At 69.8% G+C, this 22,346-nt stretch carries 35 protein-coding genes; 1 reads left to right on the top strand and 34 read right to left on the bottom strand.

Annotated features, from left to right (window positions below):
- Positions 1-62 precede the first annotated feature (62 nt).
- From DRV84_RS13015 to rplO, 14 genes are all read right to left on the bottom strand, one after another.
- Entirely contained in the window at positions 63-1,079 is a 1,017-nt protein-coding gene (locus DRV84_RS13015) for an amino acid ABC transporter substrate-binding protein (protein WP_115981416.1), read from the bottom strand.
- A 205-nt stretch (positions 1,080-1,284) separates the two neighbouring features.
- Positions 1,285-2,007, bottom strand: a complete 723-nt coding sequence (locus DRV84_RS13010) for an ATP12 family chaperone protein (RefSeq protein WP_115981414.1) — start codon at positions 2,005-2,007, stop codon at positions 1,285-1,287.
- Positions 2,004-2,681 carry an HAD-IA family hydrolase gene (locus tag DRV84_RS13005; RefSeq protein WP_115981412.1) on the bottom strand — a complete coding sequence of 226 codons (678 nt, stop codon included), beginning with the start codon at positions 2,679-2,681 and terminating at the stop codon, positions 2,004-2,006. Before DRV84_RS13005 ends, DRV84_RS13010 begins: the two co-directional genes overlap by 4 nt.
- Entirely contained in the window at positions 2,678-3,718 is a 1,041-nt protein-coding gene (locus DRV84_RS13000; protein ID WP_115981410.1) for an RluA family pseudouridine synthase, read from the bottom strand. The genes DRV84_RS13005 and DRV84_RS13000 overlap by 4 nt, the downstream gene beginning before the upstream one ends.
- Positions 3,715-4,092 carry a fluoride efflux transporter CrcB gene (gene crcB / locus DRV84_RS12995; RefSeq protein WP_115981408.1) on the bottom strand — a complete coding sequence of 126 codons (378 nt, stop codon included), beginning with the start codon at positions 4,090-4,092 and terminating at the stop codon, positions 3,715-3,717. Before crcB ends, DRV84_RS13000 begins: the two co-directional genes overlap by 4 nt.
- A 128-nt stretch (positions 4,093-4,220) precedes the next feature.
- Complete coding sequence (locus DRV84_RS12990; RefSeq protein WP_115981406.1) at positions 4,221-5,561, bottom strand: replication-associated recombination protein A; 1,341 nt, start codon at positions 5,559-5,561, stop codon at positions 4,221-4,223.
- Positions 5,562-5,566: 5 nt separating this feature from the next.
- Positions 5,567-6,940 (bottom strand): trypsin-like peptidase domain-containing protein, encoded by a 1,374-nt coding sequence (locus DRV84_RS12985; RefSeq protein WP_192881425.1) that lies wholly within the window; start codon positions 6,938-6,940, stop codon positions 5,567-5,569.
- Positions 6,941-7,065: 125 nt separating this feature from the next.
- Entirely contained in the window at positions 7,066-7,485 is a 420-nt protein-coding gene (gene rplQ / locus DRV84_RS12980; protein ID WP_115981404.1) for a 50S ribosomal protein L17, read from the bottom strand.
- Between the two features lie 79 nt (positions 7,486-7,564).
- Positions 7,565-8,581: a DNA-directed RNA polymerase subunit alpha gene (locus DRV84_RS12975; RefSeq protein ID WP_115981402.1), complete on the bottom strand. Its 1,017-nt coding sequence runs from the start codon at positions 8,579-8,581 to the stop codon at positions 7,565-7,567.
- A 115-nt stretch (positions 8,582-8,696) separates the two neighbouring features.
- Positions 8,697-9,089 (bottom strand): 30S ribosomal protein S11, encoded by a 393-nt coding sequence (gene rpsK / locus DRV84_RS12970; RefSeq protein WP_115981400.1) that lies wholly within the window; start codon positions 9,087-9,089, stop codon positions 8,697-8,699.
- 15 nt (positions 9,090-9,104) lie between these two features.
- Positions 9,105-9,473 carry a 30S ribosomal protein S13 gene (gene rpsM, locus DRV84_RS12965; protein ID WP_115981398.1) on the bottom strand — a complete coding sequence of 123 codons (369 nt, stop codon included), beginning with the start codon at positions 9,471-9,473 and terminating at the stop codon, positions 9,105-9,107.
- A 178-nt stretch (positions 9,474-9,651) separates the two neighbouring features.
- Positions 9,652-10,323: an adenylate kinase gene (locus DRV84_RS12960; protein WP_115981396.1), complete on the bottom strand. Its 672-nt coding sequence runs from the start codon at positions 10,321-10,323 to the stop codon at positions 9,652-9,654.
- The gene (secY, locus tag DRV84_RS12955) at positions 10,320-11,684 is read right to left on the bottom strand and encodes a preprotein translocase subunit SecY (protein ID WP_115981394.1); all 1,365 of its coding nucleotides are present in this window, start codon (positions 11,682-11,684) and stop codon (positions 10,320-10,322) included. Before secY ends, DRV84_RS12960 begins: the two co-directional genes overlap by 4 nt.
- Before the next feature lie 103 nt (positions 11,685-11,787).
- Positions 11,788-12,261, bottom strand: a complete 474-nt coding sequence (rplO, locus tag DRV84_RS12950) for a 50S ribosomal protein L15 (protein ID WP_115981392.1) — start codon at positions 12,259-12,261, stop codon at positions 11,788-11,790.
- A 153-nt stretch (positions 12,262-12,414) separates the two neighbouring features.
- Between rplO and DRV84_RS12945 the strand changes: the two genes are divergently transcribed.
- A complete protein-coding gene (locus tag DRV84_RS12945; RefSeq protein ID WP_115981390.1) occupies positions 12,415-13,014 on the top strand; it encodes a hypothetical protein in 600 nt (199 codons plus the stop codon).
- Positions 13,015-13,074: 60 nt separating this feature from the next.
- On the opposite strand, the gene rpmD is transcribed toward DRV84_RS12945, so the two are convergent.
- From rpmD to rpsJ, 20 genes are all read right to left on the bottom strand, one after another.
- Positions 13,075-13,263, bottom strand: a complete 189-nt coding sequence (gene rpmD / locus DRV84_RS12940; RefSeq protein ID WP_115981388.1) for a 50S ribosomal protein L30 — start codon at positions 13,261-13,263, stop codon at positions 13,075-13,077.
- Positions 13,264-13,275: 12 nt separating this feature from the next.
- A complete protein-coding gene (rpsE, locus tag DRV84_RS12935; protein WP_115981386.1) occupies positions 13,276-13,842 on the bottom strand; it encodes a 30S ribosomal protein S5 in 567 nt (188 codons plus the stop codon).
- An 11-nt stretch (positions 13,843-13,853) separates the two neighbouring features.
- A complete protein-coding gene (rplR, locus tag DRV84_RS12930; protein WP_115981384.1) occupies positions 13,854-14,213 on the bottom strand; it encodes a 50S ribosomal protein L18 in 360 nt (119 codons plus the stop codon).
- 11 nt (positions 14,214-14,224) lie between these two features.
- On the bottom strand, positions 14,225-14,758 hold the full coding sequence (rplF, locus tag DRV84_RS12925; protein WP_115981382.1) for a 50S ribosomal protein L6: 534 nt from the start codon (positions 14,756-14,758) through the stop codon (positions 14,225-14,227).
- A gap of 11 nt (positions 14,759-14,769) precedes the next feature.
- Positions 14,770-15,162 carry a 30S ribosomal protein S8 gene (gene rpsH / locus DRV84_RS12920; RefSeq protein ID WP_115981380.1) on the bottom strand — a complete coding sequence of 131 codons (393 nt, stop codon included), beginning with the start codon at positions 15,160-15,162 and terminating at the stop codon, positions 14,770-14,772.
- Between the two features lie 13 nt (positions 15,163-15,175).
- Positions 15,176-15,481: a 30S ribosomal protein S14 gene (gene rpsN, locus DRV84_RS12915; protein WP_115981378.1), complete on the bottom strand. Its 306-nt coding sequence runs from the start codon at positions 15,479-15,481 to the stop codon at positions 15,176-15,178.
- Positions 15,482-15,501: 20 nt separating this feature from the next.
- Positions 15,502-16,065, bottom strand: a complete 564-nt coding sequence (gene rplE / locus DRV84_RS12910; RefSeq protein WP_115981375.1) for a 50S ribosomal protein L5 — start codon at positions 16,063-16,065, stop codon at positions 15,502-15,504.
- Entirely contained in the window at positions 16,058-16,369 is a 312-nt protein-coding gene (gene rplX, locus DRV84_RS12905) for a 50S ribosomal protein L24 (RefSeq protein WP_115981373.1), read from the bottom strand. Before rplX ends, rplE begins: the two co-directional genes overlap by 8 nt.
- Positions 16,369-16,737 (bottom strand): 50S ribosomal protein L14, encoded by a 369-nt coding sequence (gene rplN, locus DRV84_RS12900; protein ID WP_115981371.1) that lies wholly within the window; start codon positions 16,735-16,737, stop codon positions 16,369-16,371. The genes rplX and rplN overlap by 1 nt, the downstream gene beginning before the upstream one ends.
- A 77-nt stretch (positions 16,738-16,814) precedes the next feature.
- The gene (gene rpsQ / locus DRV84_RS12895) at positions 16,815-17,045 is read right to left on the bottom strand and encodes a 30S ribosomal protein S17 (protein WP_115981369.1); all 231 of its coding nucleotides are present in this window, start codon (positions 17,043-17,045) and stop codon (positions 16,815-16,817) included.
- 10 nt (positions 17,046-17,055) lie between these two features.
- On the bottom strand, positions 17,056-17,259 hold the full coding sequence (gene rpmC / locus DRV84_RS12890) for a 50S ribosomal protein L29 (protein WP_115981367.1): 204 nt from the start codon (positions 17,257-17,259) through the stop codon (positions 17,056-17,058).
- Positions 17,260-17,384: 125 nt separating this feature from the next.
- The gene (rplP, locus tag DRV84_RS12885; protein WP_115981365.1) at positions 17,385-17,798 is read right to left on the bottom strand and encodes a 50S ribosomal protein L16; all 414 of its coding nucleotides are present in this window, start codon (positions 17,796-17,798) and stop codon (positions 17,385-17,387) included.
- Positions 17,799-17,811: 13 nt separating this feature from the next.
- Positions 17,812-18,516 (bottom strand): 30S ribosomal protein S3, encoded by a 705-nt coding sequence (gene rpsC / locus DRV84_RS12880; protein WP_115981363.1) that lies wholly within the window; start codon positions 18,514-18,516, stop codon positions 17,812-17,814.
- On the bottom strand, positions 18,516-18,896 hold the full coding sequence (gene rplV / locus DRV84_RS12875; RefSeq protein ID WP_115981361.1) for a 50S ribosomal protein L22: 381 nt from the start codon (positions 18,894-18,896) through the stop codon (positions 18,516-18,518). The genes rpsC and rplV overlap by 1 nt, the downstream gene beginning before the upstream one ends.
- A 4-nt stretch (positions 18,897-18,900) precedes the next feature.
- Positions 18,901-19,179, bottom strand: a complete 279-nt coding sequence (gene rpsS / locus DRV84_RS12870; protein ID WP_115981359.1) for a 30S ribosomal protein S19 — start codon at positions 19,177-19,179, stop codon at positions 18,901-18,903.
- A gap of 3 nt (positions 19,180-19,182) precedes the next feature.
- The gene (gene rplB / locus DRV84_RS12865; protein WP_115981357.1) at positions 19,183-20,025 is read right to left on the bottom strand and encodes a 50S ribosomal protein L2; all 843 of its coding nucleotides are present in this window, start codon (positions 20,023-20,025) and stop codon (positions 19,183-19,185) included.
- A 147-nt stretch (positions 20,026-20,172) separates the two neighbouring features.
- Positions 20,173-20,469 (bottom strand): 50S ribosomal protein L23, encoded by a 297-nt coding sequence (locus tag DRV84_RS12860; RefSeq protein WP_115981355.1) that lies wholly within the window; start codon positions 20,467-20,469, stop codon positions 20,173-20,175.
- Positions 20,466-21,083 (bottom strand): 50S ribosomal protein L4, encoded by a 618-nt coding sequence (gene rplD, locus DRV84_RS12855; RefSeq protein WP_115981353.1) that lies wholly within the window; start codon positions 21,081-21,083, stop codon positions 20,466-20,468. Before rplD ends, DRV84_RS12860 begins: the two co-directional genes overlap by 4 nt.
- Before the next feature lies 1 nt (position 21,084).
- Positions 21,085-21,954, bottom strand: a complete 870-nt coding sequence (gene rplC, locus DRV84_RS12850; protein WP_115981351.1) for a 50S ribosomal protein L3 — start codon at positions 21,952-21,954, stop codon at positions 21,085-21,087.
- 13 nt (positions 21,955-21,967) lie between these two features.
- Positions 21,968-22,276, bottom strand: coding sequence for a 30S ribosomal protein S10 (gene rpsJ / locus DRV84_RS12845; protein ID WP_115981455.1), 309 nt, complete (start codon positions 22,274-22,276; stop codon positions 21,968-21,970).
- Positions 22,277-22,346 lie beyond the last annotated feature (70 nt).

The raw sequence follows: 22,346 nt of genomic DNA, 5'->3' as shown, positions 1-22,346 counted from the left end.
GTCGTCGCGGGTGGTGAGAGCGGGAAGGGCGCGCGCGGCGCCCTTCCCGGAGCGCGGTCGCCTTACCGGAACGGCGGCGCGTACATCAGGCCGCCCTCGGTCCACTGGGCGTTGAGCCCGCGGGACAGGCCGACCGGCGTGTCCTCGCCGATGTGGCGCGCGAAGATCTCGCCGTAGTTGCCGCCGGCCTTGATGGCGTTCACGGCCCAGTCGGACGAGAGGCCCATGACCTCGCCGAAGTTGCCCTCGGTGCCGAGCAGGCGGTTGATCTCGGGGCTGTCGGTGCCCTCGGCCAGCTCGTCGACGTTGGCCGACGTCACGCCGTATTCCTCGGCCGCGATCAGCGCGTAGAGCGTCCAGCGCACGATGTCGCCCCACTCGTTGTCGCCGTGGCGCACGACCGGGCCGAGCGGCTCCTTGGAGATGACCTCGGGCAGGATGACGTGCTCGCTCGGGTTCTCGAAGGCCGCCCGCGTCGCGGCGAGGCCCGAGCCGTCCGTGGTGTAGACGTCGCAGGCGCCGGCGAGATACTGCTGCTGCGCCTCGGCGTTCGTCTCGATCGGGACCGGCTCGTAGTCCATGTTGTTCGAGCGGAAGTAGTCCGCGAGGTTGAGCTCGGTCGTGGTGCCGGTCTGGATGCAGATGGTCGCGCCGTCGAGCTCCGTCGCCGAGGACACGCCCAGCTCGGCCGGAACCATGAAGCCCTGACCGTCGTAGTAGTTGATGCCGGTGAACTCGAACTTGAGGTCCACGTCGCGCGTGAAGGTCTGCGTCGTGTTGCGCGACAGCATGTCGATCTCGCCCGAGGCGAGCGCGGTGAAGCGCGTCTTGCCGGTCAGCGAGACGTATTCGACGGCCGAGGGATCGCCCAGCACGGCCGCGGCCACCGCCTTGCACACCGCGACGTCGAAGCCTTCCCACTCGCCCTCGGCGTTCGGCGCCGCGAAGCCGACGAGGCCGGTGTTGACGCCGCAGTTGAGCGTGCCGCGCGCCTGCACGTCGTCGAGCGTCGCGGCGCTCGCCACGCCCGCAGTCATGCCGACGCCAGCGACCGCGGCGAGAAATACGGATTTCTGCATGTTGTCCTCTTCCTGATTGTCCGCCCTGTCGTTGCCCGGGGCCGCGCCCCGACGGGCCTGATCGGTTGTCGTTGATCTGGGCAAACCCCTCGCCCAAGCAGTCCGAGTTTGGTCGGATTCCGCCGCATGGGTCAAGTCGCGCGTCCGCCGCGGGACCGCGACTTGCACGCTTTTCCGGCAGGCGCCGAAACCGGCGGCAGCCTCGTCACGCCGCCGCATCGCCCCGCGCGAGGTGCAGGAAACGCGCGGCGCGCAGGAAGGCCGCGCGCCGGGTCTCGGCCTGCGCCGCCGCCTCGGCGTCCTCGCCCCATTGCTCGGCCTGCCACGTCTCGTCGATGCGCGAGAGCGCCCAGAGCCGCTCCGGCGGCGCCGCGCCCCGCTCCGCCGCGAGCCCCAGCACCAGCGAGCCCGAGAGCGTCACCAGATCGTCGAGCGCCGTCAGCTCGAAGGGGCCGAGCGCCTCCAGCGCGGCGCGCAGCGCGCCCACGCTCTCGGGCGGTTGCGCCACGTGCATGACGCCGGCCGCGCGGACGAGCCGCGCGCCGAGATGCTCGGCCGCCCAGTCGAGCATCGGGTCCCAGGCCTCCGCCTGCCGCGCCGCGAGCGCTTCGGGCCCCTCGGCCCGGTAACAGAGGAGATCCGTCTCGCCGTACTCGGCGAGCGCGCCGATCACCTCCGCGCGCGCCGGCGCCACCCGGTCGAGCGCGGTGTTCGCTGCGCGCGTCAGCGGCATCGCCGCGGGATCGATCACCTCGGGCTGGTCGCGCCATTCCCCGGCCACCGCCTCGGCCAGCGGGCGGGAGGGCAGCACGAGGGCCGCCCGCGCCGGCGTCCGCACCAGCCGCCCGTCGAGCGCCACGCCGTGCCCGCCCTCGGCCTCCACCGCCTCGGCGGCGGTCCAGAACCGCCGCGCCGCCCAGTCCGTCATGCCACCTCCCAGAGTGCGTCGATGAGCCCGGGCAGCTCCGCGAAGCGCGCCGCCTGCGCGTCCGCGCCGCCGAGCGCCGTCTCCGGCTGATAGCCCCAGCGCACGCCGACCGAGCGCACGCCCGCCGCGCGCGCCATCTCGATGTCGTAGCGCGTGTCGCCCACCATGATCGCGCGCTCCGGCGCCACGCCGGTCTCGTCGAGCGCCGCGCGCAGCATCGCCGGATGCGGCTTGGAGGGGTGGTGGTCGGCGACCTGCTGCGTGACGAAGTGATGCCCGATCCCGTGCGCCGACAGCACCGCGTCGAGCCCCCGCCGCGACTTGCCCGTGGCGAGGCCCAGCAGCACCTCCGGCGCGGCCGCCAGCCGCTCCAGCGCTTCCCGCGCGCCCGGGTAGAGCGGCGCGCTCTCGGCCGCGCCGCGCCGGGTCCTGAGATCGGCGAAGGCCGCGCGGTAGCGCCGCACGAGCTCCGCCTGCGCCGCGGCGTCCGCCTCGGGCGCGAGCCGCGCCATGGCGTGATCGAGCGAAAGCCCGACGACGTCGAGCACCGCCGCCCGCCCCGGCACCGAGAGGCCGAGCCCGCCGAAGGCCGCCGCCATCGCGCCCAGGATATCGCCCTGGCTGTCGACGAGCGTGCCGTCCACGTCGAACACCACGAGCCGCAGGTCGCTCATGCGCCGTCCTCCGCGAAGGGGTCCTCGGGCGCGTCGGCCTCGCGCCAGCCGAGCGTCTCCCAGGTGCGGCGCATGTGCGCGGGCAGCGGCGCGGTGAAGGAAAGCCGCGCGCCGGTGACCGGATGCGTCAGCGCGAGGGACCGCGCGTGCAGGTGCAGCTTGCGGCTGATCTCGCCGCCGAGTTGCGCGCCCCAGCCCTCGCCCTGGTTCTCCTGCCCGCGTCCGCCATACTTGCCGTCGCCCACGATCGGGTGGCCGATCCCGGCCATGTGCGCGCGCAGTTGGTGCGTGCGCCCGGTGACCGGCACCAGCGCGACCCAGGCCGCGCGCTTCGCGAGCCCCTCGATCACCGCGAAATCGGTGACCGCGCGCTTGGCGCCCGGCGTCGCCTCCACCTCGTCGGGATGGACGAGGCGCATCTTTTCGCCCTCGCCGCGCGCGCCGTGCCCCGCCGCCTTGACGAGGCCGTAGCGGATCGTGCCCATCGCGGGGCTCGGCACCCCGGCGACCGCGGCCCAGTAGATCTTGCGCGTCTCCTTGGCGCGGAAGGCTGCCGTCAGCGCGGCGGCCACCCGGCGGCTGCGCGCCATGAGCAGAAGGCCCGAGGTATCCCGGTCCAGCCGGTGGACGAGCCGCGGCGCCTCCGCCGCGCCGAAGCGCAGCGCCTCCGACAGCGCGTCGACGTGGCGCGTCTGGCCGCTCCCGCCCTGCACGGCGAGGCCGGGCGGCTTGTTCAGCACGAGGAGATGCTCGTCGCGCCAGAGGACCGCGGCGCGGATCATCTCGGCGTCGCGCGCGCTCGGCCCGGCGGTTTTCGGCGCGGGCGGGCCGGCCGCGGGGAGCGGCGGCACGCGCACGCTCTGCCCCTCGGCGAGGCGCGTCGCGGGCTTCACCCGGCCGCCGTCCACGCGCAGCTCGCCCTTGCGGCACATCTTCTCGATGCGCCCCTGGGTGAGCTGCGGGAAACGCCGCTTCAGCCAGCGGTCGAGGCGCTGCTCGGCCTCGTCGCGCCCGATGGTGACGTGCTCCACGCTCACGCCAGAACGCTCCGCGCCGCGGCGAGCCCGGCGGCGACCGCGGCCAGCGAGACGAGGACCGACGCGCCGACGTAAAGGAGGGCGAGCGCCCCCTCCCCCCGCTCCCAGAGCGCGATCGCGTCGAGCGAGAAGGCGGAGAAGGTCGTGAAGCCCCCGAGCAGCCCGGTCACGAGGAACGGCCCGAGACGCGGCACCGCGGCCTTCGCCAGCGCGACCACCAGAACGCCCATCAGGAAGGCGCCGAGCACGTTGACCACGAGCGTGCCCCAGGGAAAGCCGGCGCCCATCACGCGCGCCGCGGCGAGCCCGGTCAGATACCGCGCCACCGCGCCCGCCGCGCCCCCGAGCGCCACCTGAAGGAGGGTCCCCGCCATGGCGGTTCTGTCGCCCGCACCCCTGCGCCTGTCAAGCGGCCCGCGCGCGGCCGAAAATTCTTCGTATGAAGAATTTTCGCCGCCGCCTCCGCCGCCCGGGCGAATTTTCGTACGAAAATTCGCCGTGCTCATCCGCCGCGCCGCTCCGCCCGGCGGCGTGCGAACCAGTCGAGGCGCTTGCGCAGATCGCGCTCGAAGCCGCGCTCGACCGGGTCGTAGAAGCGCTCGCGCGCCATGTCCTCGGGGAAGTAGTCCTGCCCGGAAAAGGCGTCCTCCGCGTCGTGGTCGTAGGCGTAGCCCGCCCCGTAGCCCTGCTCCTTCATCAGCCGCGTCGGCGCGTTCAGGATGTGCTTGGGCGGCGCGAGCGAGCCGGTCGCCTTCGCCGCCTTCCGCGCGGCCTTGTAGGCCGTGTAGGCGGCGTTCGACTTCGGCGCGAGCGCGAGATAGACGAGCGCCTGCGCGAGCGCGAGCTCGCCCTCCGGGCTGCCGAGGCGCTCGTAGGTGTCCCAGCCCTGCAGGCAGACCGCCTGCGCCTGCGGGTCGGCGAGGCCGATGTCCTCCACCGCCATCCGGGTGATCCGCCGCGCGAGGTAGCGGGGATCCTCGCCCCCCTCCAGCATCCGCGCGAACCAGTAGAGCGCGGCGTCCGGGTCCGAGCCGCGCACCGACTTGTGCAGCGCCGAAATCAGGTTGAAATGCGCGTCGCCCGACCTGTCGTACTGCGCCGCGCGGCGCGCCAGCCGCTCGGACAGCTGGCGCACGTCGAGCCGCCCCTCGACGGGCCAGCCCATGACCTGCTCGATCAGGTTGAGCGCCGCGCGCCCGTCGCCGTCGGCCATCTCCAGCAGGGCCTCGCGCGCCGTCCCGTCGAGCGGCAGCGCCCGGTCGAGCGCCGCCTCGGCGCGCTGCGCGAGGCGCTCCAGATCGGCGAGCGAGAGGCGCTCGAGCACCATGACCTGCGCGCGCGAGAGCAGCGCGGCGTTGAGCTCGAAGCTCGGGTTCTCGGTCGTCGCGCCCACGAGGAGGATCGTCCCGTCCTCCATGTGCGGCAGGAAACTGTCCTGCTGCGCGCGGTTGAAGCGGTGGATCTCGTCCACGAAGAGGAGCGTCCCCTGCCCCGCGCGGCGGCGATCGCGCGCGGCGTCGAACACCTTGCGCAGCTCGGCGACGCCGGTGAAGATCGCGCTGATCTGCACGAATTCGAGCGCCGTCTCGCGCGCCAGAAGCCGCGCGATCGTCGTCTTGCCGACGCCCGGCGGCCCCCAGAGTACGAGCGAGGAGAGCGCGCCCGAGGCCAGCATCGCGCCGAGCGGGCCGTCCGGGCCGAGGAGCGTCTCCTGCCCGATCACCTCGTCGAGGGCCTGCGGGCGGAGCCGGTCGGCGAGCGGGCGCGGCGCGCCGTCGCCCTCGCCCGGCGTCCCGGGCGCCTCGTCCGGCCCGGCGGCCGGGGTGTCGAAGAGATCGGCCACCGCGCTCAGGCCCGGAAGCGGATGGCGACGCGCCGCGCGCCGCGCTCGACGACGATCTCGTGCCAGCCGCCGGTGGCGAGCGCGCGGCGCACCTCGGGCGGGGTGGCGACCTCGCGCCCGGAGACGGCGCGGATCACGTCGCCTGCCTCGAGCCCGGCGCGCGTGCCGTAGCGGCCCGGATCCGTGACGACGACGCCCGGCGCGCCGAGCGGCAGGCCCATCTCGGCGATGACGGCGGGGTTCACCCGCGCGAGCGCGAGGCCCGGCAGCGCCGTGTCGCGGCCCAGCGTGAGCGGCGCGCGCGGCGGCGTCTCGGGCGGGGGGGCGAGGCGCACGGTCACCGACCGCGCGCGGCCCTCGCGCCAGAGCTCCGCCGTGACCTCGGCGCCCGGCCCGGCGACGGCGAGGCGATAGGCCATGCCCGCGGGGCCGTTCACCTCCGCCCCGTCGAGCGCGAGGATCACGTCGCCGCGCCGCACGCCCTCGGCGGCGAAGGGGCTCGCGGGGTGCAGCTCGGCGACGACCATGCCGCGCGGCCGGTCGAGGCCGAGCGCGCCGGCCATGTCGGCGTCCACCGGCTGCCCGCGCATCCCGGCCCAGGGGCGGCGGAAGGTCTCCGCGCCCGCGCGCGCCTCGGCCACGAAGCGCGCGACGAGGTCCGCCGGGATCGCGAAGCCGATGCCGATGGAGCCGCCCGAGCGGCTGAGGATCGAGGTGTTGACGCCGACGAGCCGCCCGGCCGTGTCCACGAGCGCGCCGCCCGAGTTGCCCGGGTTGATCGGCGCGTCGGTCTGCACGAAATAGCCACGCCGGTCGCCCGTCGCCGGGCCAGAACGCGCCACCGCCGAGACGATGCCGGAGGACACGGTCTGTCCGACGCCGAAGGGGTTGCCGATGGCGAGGACCAGTTCGCCCACCTCCAGCGTGTCGCTGTCGCGCAGCGGTAGATGCGGCAGGTCGGCGGCCCCCTCGAGGCGCAGGATCGCGAGATCGGCCGCCGCGTCGGCCAGAACCACCTCGGCGGAGAACTCGCGCCGGTCGTTCAGCACCACGCGGATGTCCGTGGCGCGGCCGACGACGTGGTAGTTGGAGACGACGAACCCGTCGGGCGAGAGGATCACGCCGGAGCCGAGCGAGTTCTGCACGCGCGGCCGCTCCGGCGCGAAATCGCGGAAGAACTCCTCGAACACCGGGTCGTCGAAGAGCGAGCGGCGCTCCTGCACCACCCGGCGGGCGTAGATGTTGACGACCGCGGGCGCGGCCGCCCGCACGACCGGCGCGAAGGACAGGTCGATCTCGGCCTGCGTCCGCGGCGCCTGCGGCTCGGCGGCGAGGGGCGCGGCGGCGAGCGCGAGGATGGCGACGATGGCTCGGATCATGGGGCGCAGCCTCCCTCGGTGGGGGTCGATATGCGGCCCGCCGCGTGCCATTGCAAGACGGCGCAACGCAAAGCGCGCCCCGGCGGTCTCCCGCGGGGCGTGCGATGCTCGGCCGGCCGGGGGGATCAGTCCTCGGCGGCCTCCTCCTCGGCGAGGCGGGCGCGGTCGGCGGCGCCCTTGGCCTCCGGGTCGCGGTCCACGAGCTCGACGATCGCCATCGGCGCCATGTCGCCGTAGCGGAAGCCGGCCTTCAGCACGCGGACGTAGCCGCCGGGCCGGTCCTGATAGCGCGGGCCGAGCACGTCGAAGAGCTTGGCGACATGCGCTTCGTCGTTGAGCCGCGAGGCCGCCTGACGCCGCGCGTGCAGATCGCCGCGCTTGGCGAGCGTGACCAGCTTGTCGGCGACGCGCTTGAGCTCCTTCGCCTTGGGCAGCGTCGTCTTGATCTGCTCGTGCTCGATCAGCGAGCCGGCCATGTTGGCGAAGAGCGCCTTGCGGTGCTCGTGGGTGCGGTTGAGCTTGCGGTATCCGTGGGCGTGACGCATCGGGTGTCTCCTATCGCTTTATGCTTTGTCCGGCGGCCCGTGCGCGCGGGCCGCTCTCCTTGGGGCCTCGGCCCGCGGCTCAGAAGTTCTCTTCGTACTTCTTCGCCAGGTCCTCGATGTTGTCGGGCGGCCAGTCCTCGACCTCCATGCCGAGGTGCAGGCCCATGCCCGAGAGCACTTCCTTGATCTCGTTGAGCGACTTGCGGCCGAAGTTCGGCGTGCGCAGCATCTCGGCCTCGGTCTTCTGGATGAGGTCGCCGATATAGACGATGTTGTCGTTCTTGAGGCAGTTGGCCGAGCGCACCGAGAGCTCCAGCTCGTCCACCTTCTTCAGCAGGAGCGGGTTGAACTCCAGCCCGTCCTCGTCCGCGTCGCGGCCCGAGCCCTCGGGCTCCTCGAAGTTGACGAAGATCGAGAGCTGATCCTGCAGGATACGCGCCGCGTAGGCGACCGCGTCCTCCGGCGTGACCGCGCCGTCGGTCTCCACCTTCATGGTCAGCTTGTCGTAATCGAGCACCTGCCCCTCGCGGGTCGGCGTCACCTCGTAGGAGACCTTCTTGACCGGCGAATAGATCGCGTCGATCGGGATCAGGCCGATGGGCGCGTCCTCGGGCTTGTTCTTGTCGGCGGGGACGTAGCCCTTGCCGGTGTTGACCGTGAGCTCCATGTAGACGTCCGCGCCTTCGTCGAGGTGGCAGATCACGTGGTCGCGGTTCAGGATCTCGATGCCGGCGCTCTCGGAGATGTCGCCGGCGGTGACGACGCCCGGGCCCTTGGCCGAGATCGACAGCCGCTTCGGCCCCTCGACCTCCATGCGCAGCGCGACGCCCTTGAGGTTCAGCACCACGTCGGTCACGTCCTCGCGCACGCCGGCGATCGAGGAGAACTCGTGCAGGACGTTGTCGATCTGGACCGAGGTGATGGCCGCGCCCTGAAGCGAGGACAGGAGCACGCGGCGCAGCGCGTTGCCGAGCGTCAGGCCGAAGCCCCGCTCGAGCGGTTCGGCCACGAGCGTCGCCTTGCGCGCGGAATCGTCGCCGGGCTTGACCTCGAGCGCGCTCGGCTTGATCAGCTCGGACCAGTTCTTGTGGATCATGGGTGTCTCCTCAATTCCTGTTCCGGCCCCATGTCCGAAGGCCGGAACGCCCGAGGTTGAATGACAAAGGCAGGACGGCGCGAGGCCCGCGCCGTCCTGCCGGAAATCTGGTCCGTCAGACGCGCCGGCGCTTCGGCGGCCGGCAGCCGTTGTGCGGGATCGGCGTCACGTCACGGATGGAAGTGATGTTGAAGCCGATCGCGGCGAGCGCGCGCAGCGCCGATTCGCGGCCCGAGCCCGGCCCCTGCACCTCGACGTCGAGGGTGCGCATGCCGTGCTCCTGCGCCTTCTTGCCGGCGTCCTCGGCGGCGAGCTGCGCGGCGTAGGGCGTCGACTTCCGCGAGCCCTTGAAGCCCATTGAGCCGGCGGACGACCACGAGATCGCGTTGCCCTGCACGTCCGAGATCAGGATCTTGGTATTGTTGAAGGAGGAATTCACATGCGCCGTGCCGGTGGCGATGTTCTTGGAGACCTTCTTGGGTCCGCGGCGGCGGGTATCGCGTGCCATTGGTGACTGCCCTCCTTATTTCTTCTTGCCGGCGATCGGCTTCGCGGGCCCCTTGCGGGTGCGCGCGTTGGTGTGGGTGCGCTGACCGCGCACGGGCAGTTTGCGGCGGTGGCGCAGGCCGCGGTAGCAGCCGAGGTCCATCAGGCGCTTGACGTTCATCTGCACCTCGCGGCGCAGGTCGCCCTCGACCGTGTAGTTCTGGTCGATGTACTCGCGGATGGCGACGAGATCGGCGTCCGAGAGCTCGTTCACGCGGCGGTTCTCGTCGACCGAGACCGCCTCGCAGATCGACTGCGCCGTGGAATGGCCGATACCGTGGATGTAAGTCAGCGCGATCGGGATGCGCTTGTTTGTGGGGATGTTGACGCCGGCAATTCGTGCCACGTGGTCTGTCCTTTCGTTGCGAGCCCGTAACGCCAGGCCCTTTTTTCACAACCGACGGCCCGCGGCGGCAGCCCACGGGCCGAATGGAAGGTGGTCCTGCAGTGCCGCCCGCGCAGCGACGCCGCGCGAGTCGATTCCCTGCCGAGACGCCGGTGCCTAGGAGACAACGGGAGGGGCGTCAAGCCCCGGACGACGCCGGCGCCCCCTTGCCGTCGAGCACCGCGTCGATCTCCGCGGCGACGGCGTCGATCTCCTGCAGGCCGTCGACACGGAAGAGCGCGCCCTTGGCGTAGTAGTAGCCGATCAGCGGCGAGGTCTTCTTGTAGTATTCCATCAGCCGCTGGCGCAGGCTCTCCTCGTTGTCGTCCTCGCGCCGCTTGAACTCGGTCCCGCCGCACTTGGCGCATTTGCCGTCGGCCGGGATCGGCTTGGTCTCGTCGTTGTAGACCTCGCCGCAGCCGGCGCAGGTGGCCCGGCCGGTGATCCGGCGCACGAGGGCCTCGTCGTCGACCTCCATCTCGATCACCGCGTCGAGCCGCGCGCCGGTTTCGCGCATCAGCGCGTCGAGCGCGTCGGCCTGCGCCAACGTGCGCGGAAAACCGTCGAAGATGAAGCCGGGCGCCTCCGCGCCCTCGAGCTTTTCGCGGATGAGGCCGATCACGATCTCGTCGGTCACGAGTTCGCCGCGGTCCATGACCTCGGCCACGCGCTTGCCCATCTCCGTGCCGCTGGCGCGCGCCTCGCGCAGCATGTCGCCCGTCGAAAGCTGCACGAGACCGCGCGCCTCTTCGAGGCGGCGCGCCTGCGTGCCCTTGCCCGCTCCGGGCGGTCCGAGAAGTATGATGTTCATTTCCTGACCGGCGTCTTCTTGCCGCCCCGCTTCTGCTTCTTGCCGCGGAGCTGCGATTTCTGGATGAGCCCCTCGTACTGATGCGCGAGCAGATGGCTCTGGATCTGCTGGACCGTGTCCATCGACACGGAGACCACGATCAGCACCGAGGTGCCGCCGAAGTAGAAGGGGATCGAGTACTGGTTCCGCAGGATCTCCGGCAGCAGGCAGACGAGCGCCAGGTAGCCGGAGCCGAGGACGAGCACGCGATTGACGACGTATTCGAGGTACTCCGCCGTCTTCTTGCCCGGACGGATGCCGGGGACGAAGCCGTTCTGGTTCTTCAGGTTGTCGGCCACGTCCTCGGGCTTGAAGGCCACGTTGAACGTGTAGAAATACGCGAAGAAGATGATCATCGCCGCGAAGAACAGCAGGTAGAGCGGCTGCCCCGGCCCGAAGTAGGCGAGGATCGTCGACATCACCGGCCCGGACTGCTGCCCCGAGAAGGTGCTGATCGTCGTCGGCAGGAGGAGCAGCGAACTCGCGAAGATCGCGGGGATCACGCCCGACGGGTTGACCTTCACCGGCAGGTGGCTGGTCTGCGCCTCGGTCATCTTCATGCCCACCTGGCGGCGGGGATACTGGATCGTGATCTTCCTGAGCGATCGCTCCATGAAGACCACGAAGGTGATCGTCACCACGATCATCAGGATCACGCCCACGATCACCGCCGGGCTGATCGCGCCCGAGCGGCCGGAGGCGAAGAACTGCGCCAGCGCCGAGGGCACCTCGGCGATGATGCCCACGAAGATGATGAGCGAGATGCCGTTGCCGACGCCGCGCGCCGTGATCTGCTCGCCGAGCCACATCAGGAACATTGTCCCGCCGACGAGCGTGATGACGCAGGCCGCGCGGAAGAACCAGCCGGGATCGGTCACCAGATCGCCGGATTCGAGGCTGACCGCCAGCCCGTAGGCTTGCATCGTCGCCAGCAGCACCGTGCCGTAGCGCGTGTACTGATTGATCTTCTTGCGCCCCTGCTCGCCCTCTTTCTTGAGCTGCTCGAGCTTGGGCACCATCGCGGCGAGCAGCTGCACGATGATCGAGGCCGAGATGTAGGGCATGATGCCGAGCGCGAAGATGCCCATGCGCCCGAGCGCCCCGCCCGTGAACATCGAGAGCATGCCCCCGATGCCGGTCGAGGCCTGCGTCATGAAGTCCTGCAGCGCCTGACCGTCGATGCCGGGCACGGGGATGAAGGTGCCGATCCGATAGACGATCAGAAGGCCCAGCGTGAAGAAGATGCGCTGCCGGAGCTCCGTGGCGCGGGCGAGCGCGCCCCAGCTCGTGTTGGCGACCATCTGTTCGGCTGCGGATACCATGCGGCTCCCCCGGTGCGGGCGCCGCCGCCCGGCGCGCCATGGGCGCGGGCGGCGGGCGGATACTGTGGATTATCTATCGGGCGGGCCCGAAGGCCACAACCCGTTATTCCGCGGCGGCCACGTCCGCGAGCTTGACCGACCCGCCGGCGCTTTCCACCGCCGAGACGGCCGAGGCCGAGGCGCCGGTCACCTGCAGGTCGAGCTTCGCCGAGAGCTCGCCCTTGGCGAGCACGCGCACGCCGTCGCGCTTGCGCCGCACGAGGCCCGAGGCCACGAGGGCGTCCTCGGTGACGGGCTGGCCCGCGTCGAGTTTGCCGGCGTCGATGAACTTCTGCAGGTCGCCGATGTTCACCACCGCGTAACGCTTGCGGTTGGGCTTGTTGAAGCCGCGCTTGCCGAGGCGCTGGTAGATCGGCATCTGCCCGCCTTCGAAGCCCTTGATGGCCACGCCGGAGCGAGATTTCTGACCCTTGATGCCGCGGCCCGCGGTCTTGCCCTTGCCCGAGCCCGGGCCGCGCGCGATGCGCTTGCGGCGGTGCGTGGCGCCCTCGGCGTCGCGGAGTTCGTTGAGTTTCATGTCGCTTCTCCATTGCCGGATTCCGCCCCGAAGCGAAGTGACGGACCACGGCGTGTTTCAATCGTCGGATTCGGGACCTCCGCCCCGCTGGCTGCGTTTAACGGGCAATCGCGGCGCGATCAAGCGCCGCGCGCAGGCGGCGGGGAGGCGGCAGTGGCCATCGAGACGAGCGCGCCGGCCCTGATCTCGGGCGTCCTGAGCGTCGCGGCCTACGTCCCCTACACGGCCTCGACGCTGCGCGGACGGACGGTTCCGCAGCGCGCCTCCTGGTTCATCTGGGGGCTTCTGAGCGTCATCGCCTTCGCCTCCGTGCTGCATTCCGGCGGCACGCGCGGGCTCGTCTTCACCGGCGCGCAGATGGTCGGCACGAACACGGTGTTCCTGCTGTCGCTCTGGCGCGGCACGGGTTCGGTCGCGCGGCGCAGCGACGCGACGGTGCTCGGGTTTTCGGGCCTCGGGCTCCTGCTCTGGTGGTGGACGGACAACGCGGCCTGGGCGATGGCGCTGGCGATCGCCGTGGGTTCGGCAGGGGGCTCGCTCACGATCGCGAAGGCCGTTTCGCGGCCACGCTCGGAGATGCTGACGCCGTGGGTGCTGCAATGGCTCGCCGCGGGCTTCGGCGTGGCGTCGATCCTCGGCGCCTCGGCGATAGAGGCGGCCTATCCCCTCTACCTCTTCCTGCTCTACAGCGGCATCGCCGGGGCGACGGCCATCGGCCGGGCCCGGCGGCTGCGGCGGGAACGCACGCCCTGAGCGCACGAAAAAGCCCCCCGGCGCCGGGCGCGGGGGGCTCTTTCATCTGTTCCGGGCGCGTCAGCCGCGCTCTTCGACGACCTCGACCAGATGCGGGATCTTGGCGATCATGCCGCGCACCGAGGGCGTATCCTCGAGCTCGCGGGTCTTGTGCATCTTGTTGAGGCCGAGGCCGATCAGCGTCTGACGCTGCTTGGCCGGCCGACGGATGGGCGAGCCGATCTGCTTCACCACGATGGTCTTTGCCATGATCTCTCTCCCTTACGCCTCGGCCGCTTCGGGCTTGGGCGCATCGTCCTTGTGCAGGATCTCGGCGACCTTCTTGCCGCGGCGCTGCGCCACCATGCGCGGGCTCTGCTGCTTGCGCAGCGCGTCCAGCGTGGCGCGGATCATGTTGTAGGGGTTCTGCGTGCCGTTCGACTTGGCGACGACGTCCTGAACGCCCAGCATCTCGAAGACGGCGCGCATCGGGCCGCCGGCGATGATCCCGGTGCCCTGCGGGGCCGAGCGTATCATCACCTTGCCGGCGCCCCAGCGGCCGTTCTCGTCATGGTGCAGCGTGCGGCCCTCGCGCAGCGGCACGCGGATCATGCCGCGCTTGGCCTGCTCGGTCGCCTTGCGGATCGCCTCGGGCACTTCCTTGGCCTTGCCCTTGCCGAAGCCGACGCGGCCCTTCTGGTCGCCCACGACGACGAGCGCGGCGAAGCCGAAGCGCTTACCGCCCTTGACGGTCTTCGACACGCGGTTGATCGCGACGAGGCGATCGGCGAATTCGGGCGTCTCGTCGCGGTCCCGGCGGCCGCGCCCGCCCTGCGGTTCTCTAGCCATATCGCGTCTCCTCAGAACTTCAGGCCGCCGTCACGGGCGGCATCGGCGAGCGCCTTGATGCCGCCGTGATAGCGAAAGCCGCCGCGGTCGAAGTAGCACTCCTCCACGCCCGCGGCCTTCGCGCGCTCGGCGAGCGTCGTGCCCACCTTGGTCGCGGCCTCGACGTTGTTTTGCCCCGCGATGCCGAGCGACGCCTCCAGCGAAGAGGCCGCCGCCACGGTCCGGCCCGCGACGTCGTCGATGAGCTGGGCGTGAATGTTCCTGTTCGAGCGATGCACGCAGAGGCGCAGCCGCCCCGGGTTCATCGCCTTCACCTTGTTCCGGACGCGCAGGCGGCGCTTGCGGAACTGTTTCTGCTTGTCCAATGCCATGATCCCGCGCCCTATTTCTTCTTGCCTTCCTTGAGGAAGATGTACTCGCCCTTGTAGCGGATTCCCTTGCCCTTGTAGGGCTCGGGCCGCCGCCAGTCGCGGATGTTGGCCGCGACCTGGCCGACGAGCTGCTCGTCGTGGCCCTCGACGACGATCTCGGTCGGCTTCGGGGTCGTGACGGTCACGCCCTCCGGCACCGGGAAATCGACGTCGTGGCTGAGGCCGAGATTGAGCTTCAGGGTGTTGCCCTGCGCCTGCGCGCGGTAGCCGACGCCCTGCACCTCGAGCTCCTTCTTGAAGCCGTCGGTGACGCCCTGCACGAGGTTGGCGATATTGGTGCGGCTCATGCCCCACTGCTGGCGCGCGCGCTTCGAGTTGCCGCGGGGGGCGACGCGGATCGCGTCGTCCTCCTGCGTGATGGTCACCTCGTCGGTCGCCGTCCAGCTGCGGGTGCCCTTGGGCCCCTTCACCTCGACGGTCTGACCGGAGACGGTGGCGGTCACGCCCGAGGGGAGCGCGACCGGCTGTTTTCCGATACGAGACATCGCGAACCTCCTCAGAACACCGTGCAGAGCACTTCGCCGCCGACGTTCGCCGAGCGCGCGGCGGCGTCCGACATAACGCCCTTCGGCGTCGACACGATCGACACGCCGAGCCCCTGGCGCACCGACGGCAGATCGCGCACGCCCATGTAGACGCGGCGGCCCGGCGTCGAGACGCGCTTGAGCTCCTGGATGACGGGGCGACCGTCGGCATACTTGAGCTCGATGTCGAGCTGCGGATGCCCGCGCTCGTCGGTCGAGCGCGAGTAACCGCGGATGTAGCCCTCGCCGATCAGCACGTCGAGCACCCAGGCGCGCAGCTTCGAGGCCGGCGTCGAGACGCTGGTCTTGCCGCGCATCTGCGCGTTACGGATGCGGGTGAGCATATCTCCGATGGGATCGTTCATCTGACGCCCTCCCTCACCAGCTCGACTTCACGAGGCCCGGCGCCTGGCCGGTGGAGCCGAGTTCGCGCAGGGCGATCCGGCTGACCTTGAGCTTGCGGTAATAGCCGTGCGGCCGGCCCGTGAGCTGGCAGCGGTTGTGCAGCCGGGTGGGCGAGCTGTTGCGCGGCAGCTTCGCGAGCTTGAGCCGCGCCTTGAAGCGCTCTTCCATCGGCTTGGACTCGTCGTTGGCGATCTCTTTCAGCGCGGCGCGCTTCGCGGCGTACTTCTCTACGAGCCGCTGACGCTTCTTCTCGCGCTCGACCATCGCTTTCTTGGCCATGATGCAGTCTCCTTCGGCGCTCAGGCGTTGAAAGGCATGTTGAAATGCTTCAACAGCGCCTTGGCTTCCGCGTCGGTCTTCGCGGTGGTGGCGATAATGATGTCGAGGCCCCAGACCTCTTCGACCTTGTCGTAGTCGATCTCGGGGAAGACGATGTGCTCCTTGAGGCCCATGGCGTAGTTGCCGCGGCCGTCGAAGGAATTGCCGCTGATGCCGCGGAAGTCCCGGACGCGCGGCAGCGCGATGGTCACCAGACGATCGAGAAACTCGTACATCCGGCCGCCGCGCAGCGTCACCTTGGCGCCGAGCGGCATGCCCTCGCGGACGCGGAAGCCGGCGATCGACTTCTTCGCCTTGGTGACGACGGCGCGCTGACCGGCGATCAGGGAGAGATCCTCCTGCGCGGCCTTCGCCTTCTTGGAGTCCTTCACCGCCTCGGCGCCGCAGCCGATGTTGAGCACGATCTTGTCGAGCCGCGGGATCATCATTTCGTTGGCGTAGCCGAATTCCTCCTTCAGCTTCGCCTTGACCTCGCCGTCGTAGAGCGCGCGCAGGCGGGGCGTGTAGGTCTGGGCGTCAAGCATCGATCACGTCCCCCGTCGTCTTGGCGTAGCGGACCTTCTTGCCCTCCTCGACGCGGAAGCCGACGCGCGTGGCCTTTCCGTTCTTGTCGAGCATGGCGAGGTTCGAAAGGTCGATGGGCAGCGCCTTCGGAATGCGCCCGCCCTGACTCTGCGGCGACTGCCGAGTGTGGCGGACGGCCATGTTGACCCCCTCCACGACGGCCTTGCCTGTCTTGCGATCGACCGAGGAGATGGTGCCCGTCTTGCCCTTGTCCTTGCCGGCGAGCACGACGACCTTGTCGCCCGTCTTCAGTTTCGCAGCCATCAGAGCACCTCCGGGGCGAGCGAAATGATCTTCATGAAGCTCTTCGAGCGCAGTTCGCGCACCACCGGACCGAAGATCCGGGTGCCGACGGGCTCGAGGTTGTTGTTGAGGATGACCGCGGCGTTGCGGTCGAAGCGGATGGCGGTGCCGTCCTCGCGGCGCACCTCCTTGGCGGTCCGCACGACGACGGCCTTGCGGACGTCGCCCTTCTTGACGCGGCCGCGCGGGATCGCCTCCTTCACCGACACCACGATGATGTCGCCGACACTGGCGTATTTCCGCTTCGACCCGCCGAGGACCTTGATGCACTGAACCCGGCGCGCGCCGGAGTTGTCAGCGACATCCAGATTCGTCTGCATCTGGATCATGTGGTTTCTCCCGACCTTTGGGGAGGGCGACGCCCTCGGTCCCCAGGGTTTCGATCAAACCGGGATGTGACCGCGCCCTACTGGGCGATCACCTCCCAGCGTTTCGTCTTGGACTTCGGCGCGCACTCGATGATGCGCACCTTGTCGCCGATCGAATACTGGCCGCCCTCGTCGTGCGCCCGGTATTTCTTGGATTTCTTGATGGTCTTCTGCAGCACCGGGTGCTTAAACCGACGCTCGACCGAGACGGTCACGGTCTGGGCGTTGGCCGTGGAGGTCACGGTACCCTGAAGAATGCGCTTGGGCATGTCGTCCCCCTCACTCGGCGGCCGCTTGCGCGGCCTTCTCGTTCAGCACGGTCTTCACCCGCGCCGCGTCGCGGCGCACGGCGCGCATCCGCGCGGTGTTTTCCAGGGCGCCGGTCGCCTGCTGGAAGCGCAGGTTGAACGCCTCCTTCTTGAGGCGGGTCAGCTCCTCGCGGAGCTGGTCCGGCGTCTTGTCTCTCAGTTCGCTGGCGTCCATCGCCTGATCGTCCTTCCATCAGAAGTCGCGGAACGCGGCCTCGACCGCCGTGCGCGCACGCACCGTCCCGCGCTTTTCCAACATGACACGGGCACCCGGCACGGCGGCCGGACGCCCGGAAACCCTTACCAGTCCTCGCGCGCGATGATGCGCGTCTTGATCGGCAGCTTCATCGACGCGAGGCGGAGAGCCTCCTTTGCCACATCGTCGGCGACGCCGTCAATCTCGAACATCACGCGGCCGGGCTTCACCTTGGCCGCCCAGAAGTCGACCGAGCCCTTGCCCTTGCCCATCCGGACCTCGGTGGGCTTCGACGTCACCGGCACGTCGGGGAAGATGCGGATCCAGACCCGCCCCTGACGCTTCATGTGACGGGTCATCGCCCGGCGCGCCGCCTCGATCTGGCGCGCGGTGATGCGCTCGGGCTGCGCGGCCTTAAGCCCGAAGGTGCCGAAGTTGAGGTCGGAGCCGCCCTTGGCCTCGCCCTTGATCCGGCCCTTGTGCTGCTTGCGGAATTTCGTGCGCTTGGGTTGAAGCATCTGTCACGTCTCCTCAGCGGCGGCCGGCGCCGCGGGGGGCCGGACCGTCCTGGATCTCCTGCATGCGCCGATCCCGCGCGCTCGGGTCGTGCTCCATGATCTCGCCCTTGAAGATCCAGACCTTGACCCCGATGATGCCATAGGGCGTTTCGGCCTCGATGCTGGCGTGATCGATGTCCGCCCGCAGCGTGTGCAGCGGCACGCGGCCCTCGCGGTACCATTCGGTCCGGGCGATCTCCGCGCCGCCGAGGCGGCCGGCCACGTTCACCCGGATGCCGAGGGCGCCCATGCGCATCGCGTTCTGCACCGCGCGCTTCATCGCGCGGCGGAAGCTCACGCGGCGCTCGAGCTGCTGCGCGATCGATTCACCGACGAGCGTCGCGTCGAGCTCGGGCTTGCGCACCTCGACGATGTTGAGGTGCAGCTCGCTGTCGGTCATCGCCGAGAGCTTCTTGCGCAGCGCCTCGATGTCGGCGCCTTTCTTGCCGATGATGACACCGGGCCGCGCGGCGTGGATCGTCACGCGGCACTTGCGGTGCGGGCGTTCGATGATGACCCGCGCGATGCCGGCCTGCTTCGCGTCCTTGCGGATGAACTCGCGGATGCGGATATCCTCGAGCAGCAGGTCGCCGTACTCCTTGGTGTCGGCATACCAGCGGGAATCCCAGGTGCGGTTGACCTGAACGCGCATCCCGATCGGGTTGGTCTTGTTTCCCATTAGGCCTGCTCCTCGATCTGGCGCACCTTGATGGTCAGCTCCGAAAACGGCTTGTTGATGCGGCCGAAGCGGCCCCGTGCGCGCGGACGCCCGCGCTTCATCACAAGGTTCTTGCCGACCCAGGCCTCCGCCACGACGAGCTCGTCCACGTCGAGGTTGTGGTTGTTCTCGGCGTTCGCGATCGCGGACTGCAGGCACTTCCGCACGTCCTGCGCGATGCGCTTCTTCGAGAAGGTCAGATCGGTCAGCGCGCGATCGACCTTCTTGCCGCGGATCAGCGCCGCGACGAGGTTGAGCTTCTGCGGACTGGTGCGCAGCATCCGCAGTTTCGCCATCGCCTCGTTGTCGGCCACGCGGCGGGGGTTCTTTTCCTTGCCCATCGCCTTATCTCCGCTTCGCTTTCTTGTCGGCCATGTGCCCGTAGTAGGTGCGCGTCGGCGCGTATTCGCCGAACTTCTGGCCGATCATGTCCTCGCTGACGAGGACGGGGATGTGCTTCTGGCCGTTGTAGACGCCGAAGGTGAGACCGACGAACTGCGGGAGGATCGTCGAGCGGCGCGACCAGATCTTGATGACGTCGTTGCGACCCGACTCGCGGGCCGTTTCGGCCTTCTTCAGCACGTAGCTGTCGACGAAAGGCCCTTTCCAGACGGAACGTGCCATGACTTAGCGGCCCTTCTTGCGAGCGTGGCGCGAACGCAGAATGAGCTTCTGCGACGCCTTGTTGGTGTTGCGGGTGCGGCGGCCCTTGGTGTCCTTGCCCCAGGGCGTGACCGGCGTGCGCCCGCCCGAGGAGCGGCCCTCGCCCCCGCCGAGCGGGTGGTCGATCGGGTTCATCGCCACGCCGCGCACCGCCGGGCGCCGGCCCTTGTACCGGCTGCGGCCCGCCTTGCCGATGTTCTGGTTGGCGTTGTCCGGGTTCGAGACCGCGCCGACCGTCGCCATGCACTCCTGCCGGACCATCCGCAGCTCGCCCGAGGACAGGCGAAGCTGCGCGTAGCCGCCGTCACGGCCGACGAACTGCGCGTAGGTGCCGGCGGCGCGCGCGATCTGCCCGCCCTTTCCGGGCTTCAGCTCGACGTTGTGCACGATCGTGCCGATCGGCATCCCGGAGAACGGCATCGCGTTGCCCGGCTTGATGTCGGCTTTCTTGCCGGCGATCACCTTGTCGCCCACGCCGAGGCGCTGCGGCGCGAGGATGTAGGCCTTCTCGCCGTCCTGATACTGGATCAGCGCGATGAAGGCGGTCCGGTTCGGGTCATACTCGATCCGGACGACGACGCCTTGGACGTCGTGCTTGCTGCGCTTGAAATCCACGATGCGGTAGAGCCGCTTCGTGCCGCCGCCGCGGCGGCGCGCCGTGATCCGTCCGGTGTTGTTCCGGCCGCCCTTCTTCGTCAGGCCCTGCGTGAGGGACTTGACGGGACGACCTTTCCAAAGGTCCGAACGGTCGATCAGCACCAGCCCGCGCTGGCCAGGCGTCGTCGGATTGTACGACTTGAGTGCCATGGTTCCTGTCTTCCGTCGTTACGGGCGGTCGAGGCCGCCTCTTGGGTCTCGGGCCGAGGGCCCGGCAGTGAAGGGCCCCGAAGGTCCCCGGTCGAAAAGACGAGACCCCGGTGGCCCGGGGCCTCGCGCGTGAGTCGGCGCCTGTTATCAGAGGCCGGTGGTCACGTCGATGGTGTTGCCCTCCTCGAGGGTGACGTAGGCCTTCTTGACGTCCTTGCGCCGCCCGGCGCGGCCGCGGAAGCGCTTCGTCTTGCCCTTGGTGATCGTCGTGTTCACCGCGCGGACCTTGACGCCGAAGAGCGCCTCGACCGCTTCCTTGATCGCTGGCTTGTTCGAGTCGATCGCCACCTCGAAGACCACGGCGTTGTGCTCGGACGCGAGCGTGGACTTCTCCGTGATGACCGGCTTGCGGATCACGTCGTAGTGTTGGGGTTTCACGCTCATTTCAGCCGCGCCTCCAGTGCTTCGGCACCCGCCTTGGTCAGCACGAGCGTGTCGCGCTTGAGGATGTCGTAGACGTTCGCGCCGACGCTCGGCAGCACGTCGAGCCCCTCGATGTTGCGCGCGGCGCGGGCGAAGCCCTCGTCCACCTCGGGCCCGTCGATGACGAGCGCGCGCTTCCAGCCGAGCGACGAGACCTTCCGGGCGAGCTCGGCGGTCTTGCCGCTGCCCTTCGCCTCGTCGAGGACCACGAGCGAGCCTTCCCGCGCCTTGGCCGAAAGCGCGTGCTTCAGGCCGAGGCGGCGGATCTTCTTGGGCAGCTCGTGCGCGTGGCTGCGCGGGGTCGGGCCCTTGTAGATGCCGCCCTTGCGGAAGATCGGGGCGTTGCGGTCGCCGTGACGCGCGCCGCCCGTGCCCTTCTGGCGGTAGATCTTCTTGCTCGAATAGCTGGTCTCCGAGCGGGTCTTGACCTTGTGCGTGCCGGCCTGCGCGCGCGCGCGCTGCCAGCGGACGACCCGGTGCAGGATGTCGGCGCGCGGCTCCAGCCCGAAGACCTCGTCGCCGAGGTCGACCGAGCCCGCCGTCCCGCCGTCGAGCGTGATGACGTCGAGTTTCATGTCACTCGCCTTCCTTGTTTTCGGGCGTCTCGCCGCTCTCCTCGGCGCTCTTCTGCGCCTCGATGTCGGCCTCGGCCTCCTTGAGCGCCTCGGCCTCCTCGGCGGCGGCGGCCTCCTCGGCGGCGCGGCGCGCCTCTTCCTCCTCGGCGGCGGCCTGCGCGGCGGCCTCCTCGGCCTGGCGCTTGGCCTCGTCGGCGGCGGACTTCAGCGCGGCGGGCAGGATCAGGTTCTCGGGCGTGGCCTTCTTGACCGCGTCCTTCACGGTGACCCAGCCGCCCTTCGGCCCGGGCACCGCGCCCTTGATCATGATGACGCCGCGATCGGCGTCGGTGCGCACGATCTGCAGGTTCTGCGTCGTCACGCGCGCCGCGCCCATGTGGCCGGCCATCTTCTTGCCCTTGAAGACGCGGCCCGGGTCCTGACACTGCCCGGTGGAGCCGTGGCTCCGGTGGGCGATCGAGACGCCGTGCGTCATCTCGAGGCCGCGGAAGTTGTGGCGCTTCATGCCACCCGCGAAGCCCTTGCCGATCGAGGTGCCGCAGACGTCGACGTACTGCCCCTCGAAGTAGTGGTCGGCGGTGATCTCCTCACCCACGTCGATGAGGTTCTCCGGCGCCACGCGGAACTCCGCCAGCTTGCGCTTCGGCTCGACCTTGGCCGAGGCGAAGTGGCCGCGCATCGGCTGGCTCACCCGCTTGACCTTCGCCGTGCCGGCGCCGAGCTGAACGGCGGAGTAGCCGTCCCTGTCGGGCGTGCGCTGCGCGACCACCTGCAGCTTGTCCAGCTGCAGAACGGTGACCGGCACCTGCCGCCCGTCGTCCATGAAGACCCGGGTCATCCCGACCTTCCTGGCGATCACTCCAGAACGCATGTCGGTGCCCTCCTCAGACCTTGATCTCGACGTCGACGCCGGCGGCGAGGTCGAGCTTCATGAGCGCGTCCACCGTCTGCGGCGTCGGATCGACGATGTCGAGGAGCCGCTTGTGCGTGCGGATCTCGAACTGATCGCGGCTCTTCTTGTTGACGTGCGGACCGCGCAGGACCGTGAAGCGCTCGATCTTGTTGGGGAGCGGGATCGGCCCGCGGACCTCGGCCCCGGTGCGCTTGGCCGTGTTCACGATCTCCTTCGTGCTCGCATCGAGCACGCGGTAATCGAAGGCCTTGAGCCGGATCCGGATATTCTGGCTTGTCACTGCCATCTGCCTTGCCTTTCGCAGTTGAGAGGTGGACCGGACCGGGGCCCGGCCCACGTCGAACCGATTG

It is taken from the genome of Rhodosalinus sediminis (assembly GCF_003385555.1).
In the GTDB taxonomy this organism is placed as follows: Bacteria; Pseudomonadota; Alphaproteobacteria; order Rhodobacterales; family Rhodobacteraceae; genus Rhodosalinus; species Rhodosalinus sediminis.
Note: the sequence above shows the minus strand (reverse complement) of the source record. Positions and strands in the feature narration are given on the sequence as shown.

Excerpts from the sequence above, each read along its gene's own strand:
- rpmC (WP_115981367.1), bottom strand. The coding sequence starts at position 17,259 with ATGGACGCCAGCGAACTGAGAGACAAGACGCCGGACCAGCTCCGCGAG.
- DRV84_RS12985 (WP_192881425.1), bottom strand. The coding sequence starts at position 6,940 with ATGATCCGAGCCATCGTCGCCATCCTCGCGCTCGCCGCCGCGCCCCTC.
- rplE (WP_115981375.1), bottom strand. The coding sequence starts at position 16,065 with ATGCTTGACGCCCAGACCTACACGCCCCGCCTGCGCGCGCTCTACGAC.
- rplD (WP_115981353.1), bottom strand. The coding sequence starts at position 21,083 with ATGAAACTCGACGTCATCACGCTCGACGGCGGGACGGCGGGCTCGGTC.
- rplV (WP_115981361.1), bottom strand. The coding sequence starts at position 18,896 with ATGGGCAAGGAAAAGAACCCCCGCCGCGTGGCCGACAACGAGGCGATG.
- rplB (WP_115981357.1), bottom strand. The coding sequence starts at position 20,025 with ATGGCACTCAAGTCGTACAATCCGACGACGCCTGGCCAGCGCGGGCTG.
- rplC (WP_115981351.1), bottom strand. The coding sequence starts at position 21,954 with ATGCGTTCTGGAGTGATCGCCAGGAAGGTCGGGATGACCCGGGTCTTC.
- rpsS (WP_115981359.1), bottom strand. The coding sequence starts at position 19,179 with ATGGCACGTTCCGTCTGGAAAGGGCCTTTCGTCGACAGCTACGTGCTG.
- rpsQ (WP_115981369.1), bottom strand. The coding sequence starts at position 17,045 with ATGCCCAAGCGCATTCTTCAGGGTACCGTGACCTCCACGGCCAACGCC.
- rplX (WP_115981373.1), bottom strand. The coding sequence starts at position 16,369 with ATGGCTGCGAAACTGAAGACGGGCGACAAGGTCGTCGTGCTCGCCGGC.
- secY (WP_115981394.1), bottom strand. The coding sequence starts at position 11,684 with ATGGTATCCGCAGCCGAACAGATGGTCGCCAACACGAGCTGGGGCGCG.
- rplF (WP_115981382.1), bottom strand. The coding sequence starts at position 14,758 with ATGTCTCGTATCGGAAAACAGCCGGTCGCGCTCCCCTCGGGCGTGACC.
- rplO (WP_115981392.1), bottom strand. The coding sequence starts at position 12,261 with ATGAAACTCAACGAACTCCGCGACGCCGAGGGCGCCACGCACCGCCGC.
- rpsC (WP_115981363.1), bottom strand. The coding sequence starts at position 18,516 with ATGGGAAACAAGACCAACCCGATCGGGATGCGCGTTCAGGTCAACCGC.
- rplQ (WP_115981404.1), bottom strand. The coding sequence starts at position 7,485 with ATGCGTCACGCCCACGGATACCGCAAGCTCAACCGCACCCACGAGCAC.
- DRV84_RS13005 (WP_115981412.1), bottom strand. The coding sequence starts at position 2,681 with ATGAGCGACCTGCGGCTCGTGGTGTTCGACGTGGACGGCACGCTCGTC.
- rpsH (WP_115981380.1), bottom strand. The coding sequence starts at position 15,162 with ATGAACGATCCCATCGGAGATATGCTCACCCGCATCCGTAACGCGCAG.
- rplR (WP_115981384.1), bottom strand. The coding sequence starts at position 14,213 with ATGGCATTGGACAAGCAGAAACAGTTCCGCAAGCGCCGCCTGCGCGTC.
- DRV84_RS13015 (WP_115981416.1), bottom strand. The coding sequence starts at position 1,079 with ATGCAGAAATCCGTATTTCTCGCCGCGGTCGCTGGCGTCGGCATGACT.
- DRV84_RS12975 (WP_115981402.1), bottom strand. The coding sequence starts at position 8,581 with ATGATCCACAAGAACTGGTCCGAGCTGATCAAGCCGAGCGCGCTCGAG.
- rplN (WP_115981371.1), bottom strand. The coding sequence starts at position 16,737 with ATGATCCAGATGCAGACGAATCTGGATGTCGCTGACAACTCCGGCGCG.
- DRV84_RS12860 (WP_115981355.1), bottom strand. The coding sequence starts at position 20,469 with ATGAGCGTGAAACCCCAACACTACGACGTGATCCGCAAGCCGGTCATC.
- rpsE (WP_115981386.1), bottom strand. The coding sequence starts at position 13,842 with ATGGCTAGAGAACCGCAGGGCGGGCGCGGCCGCCGGGACCGCGACGAG.
- rplP (WP_115981365.1), bottom strand. The coding sequence starts at position 17,798 with ATGCTTCAACCCAAGCGCACGAAATTCCGCAAGCAGCACAAGGGCCGG.
- crcB (WP_115981408.1), bottom strand. The coding sequence starts at position 4,092 with ATGGCGGGGACCCTCCTTCAGGTGGCGCTCGGGGGCGCGGCGGGCGCG.
- DRV84_RS13010 (WP_115981414.1), bottom strand. The coding sequence starts at position 2,007 with ATGACGGACTGGGCGGCGCGGCGGTTCTGGACCGCCGCCGAGGCGGTG.
- rpsN (WP_115981378.1), bottom strand. The coding sequence starts at position 15,481 with ATGGCCAAGAAAGCGATGGTCGAGCGCGAGAAGAAGCGTCAGCGGCTC.
- DRV84_RS12960 (WP_115981396.1), bottom strand. The coding sequence starts at position 10,323 with ATGAACATCATACTTCTCGGACCGCCCGGAGCGGGCAAGGGCACGCAG.
- rpsK (WP_115981400.1), bottom strand. The coding sequence starts at position 9,089 with ATGGCACGCGATACCCGCCGCCGCGGACCCAAGAAGGTCTCCAAGAAC.
- rpmD (WP_115981388.1), bottom strand. The coding sequence starts at position 13,263 with ATGGCAAAGACCATCGTGGTGAAGCAGATCGGCTCGCCCATCCGTCGG.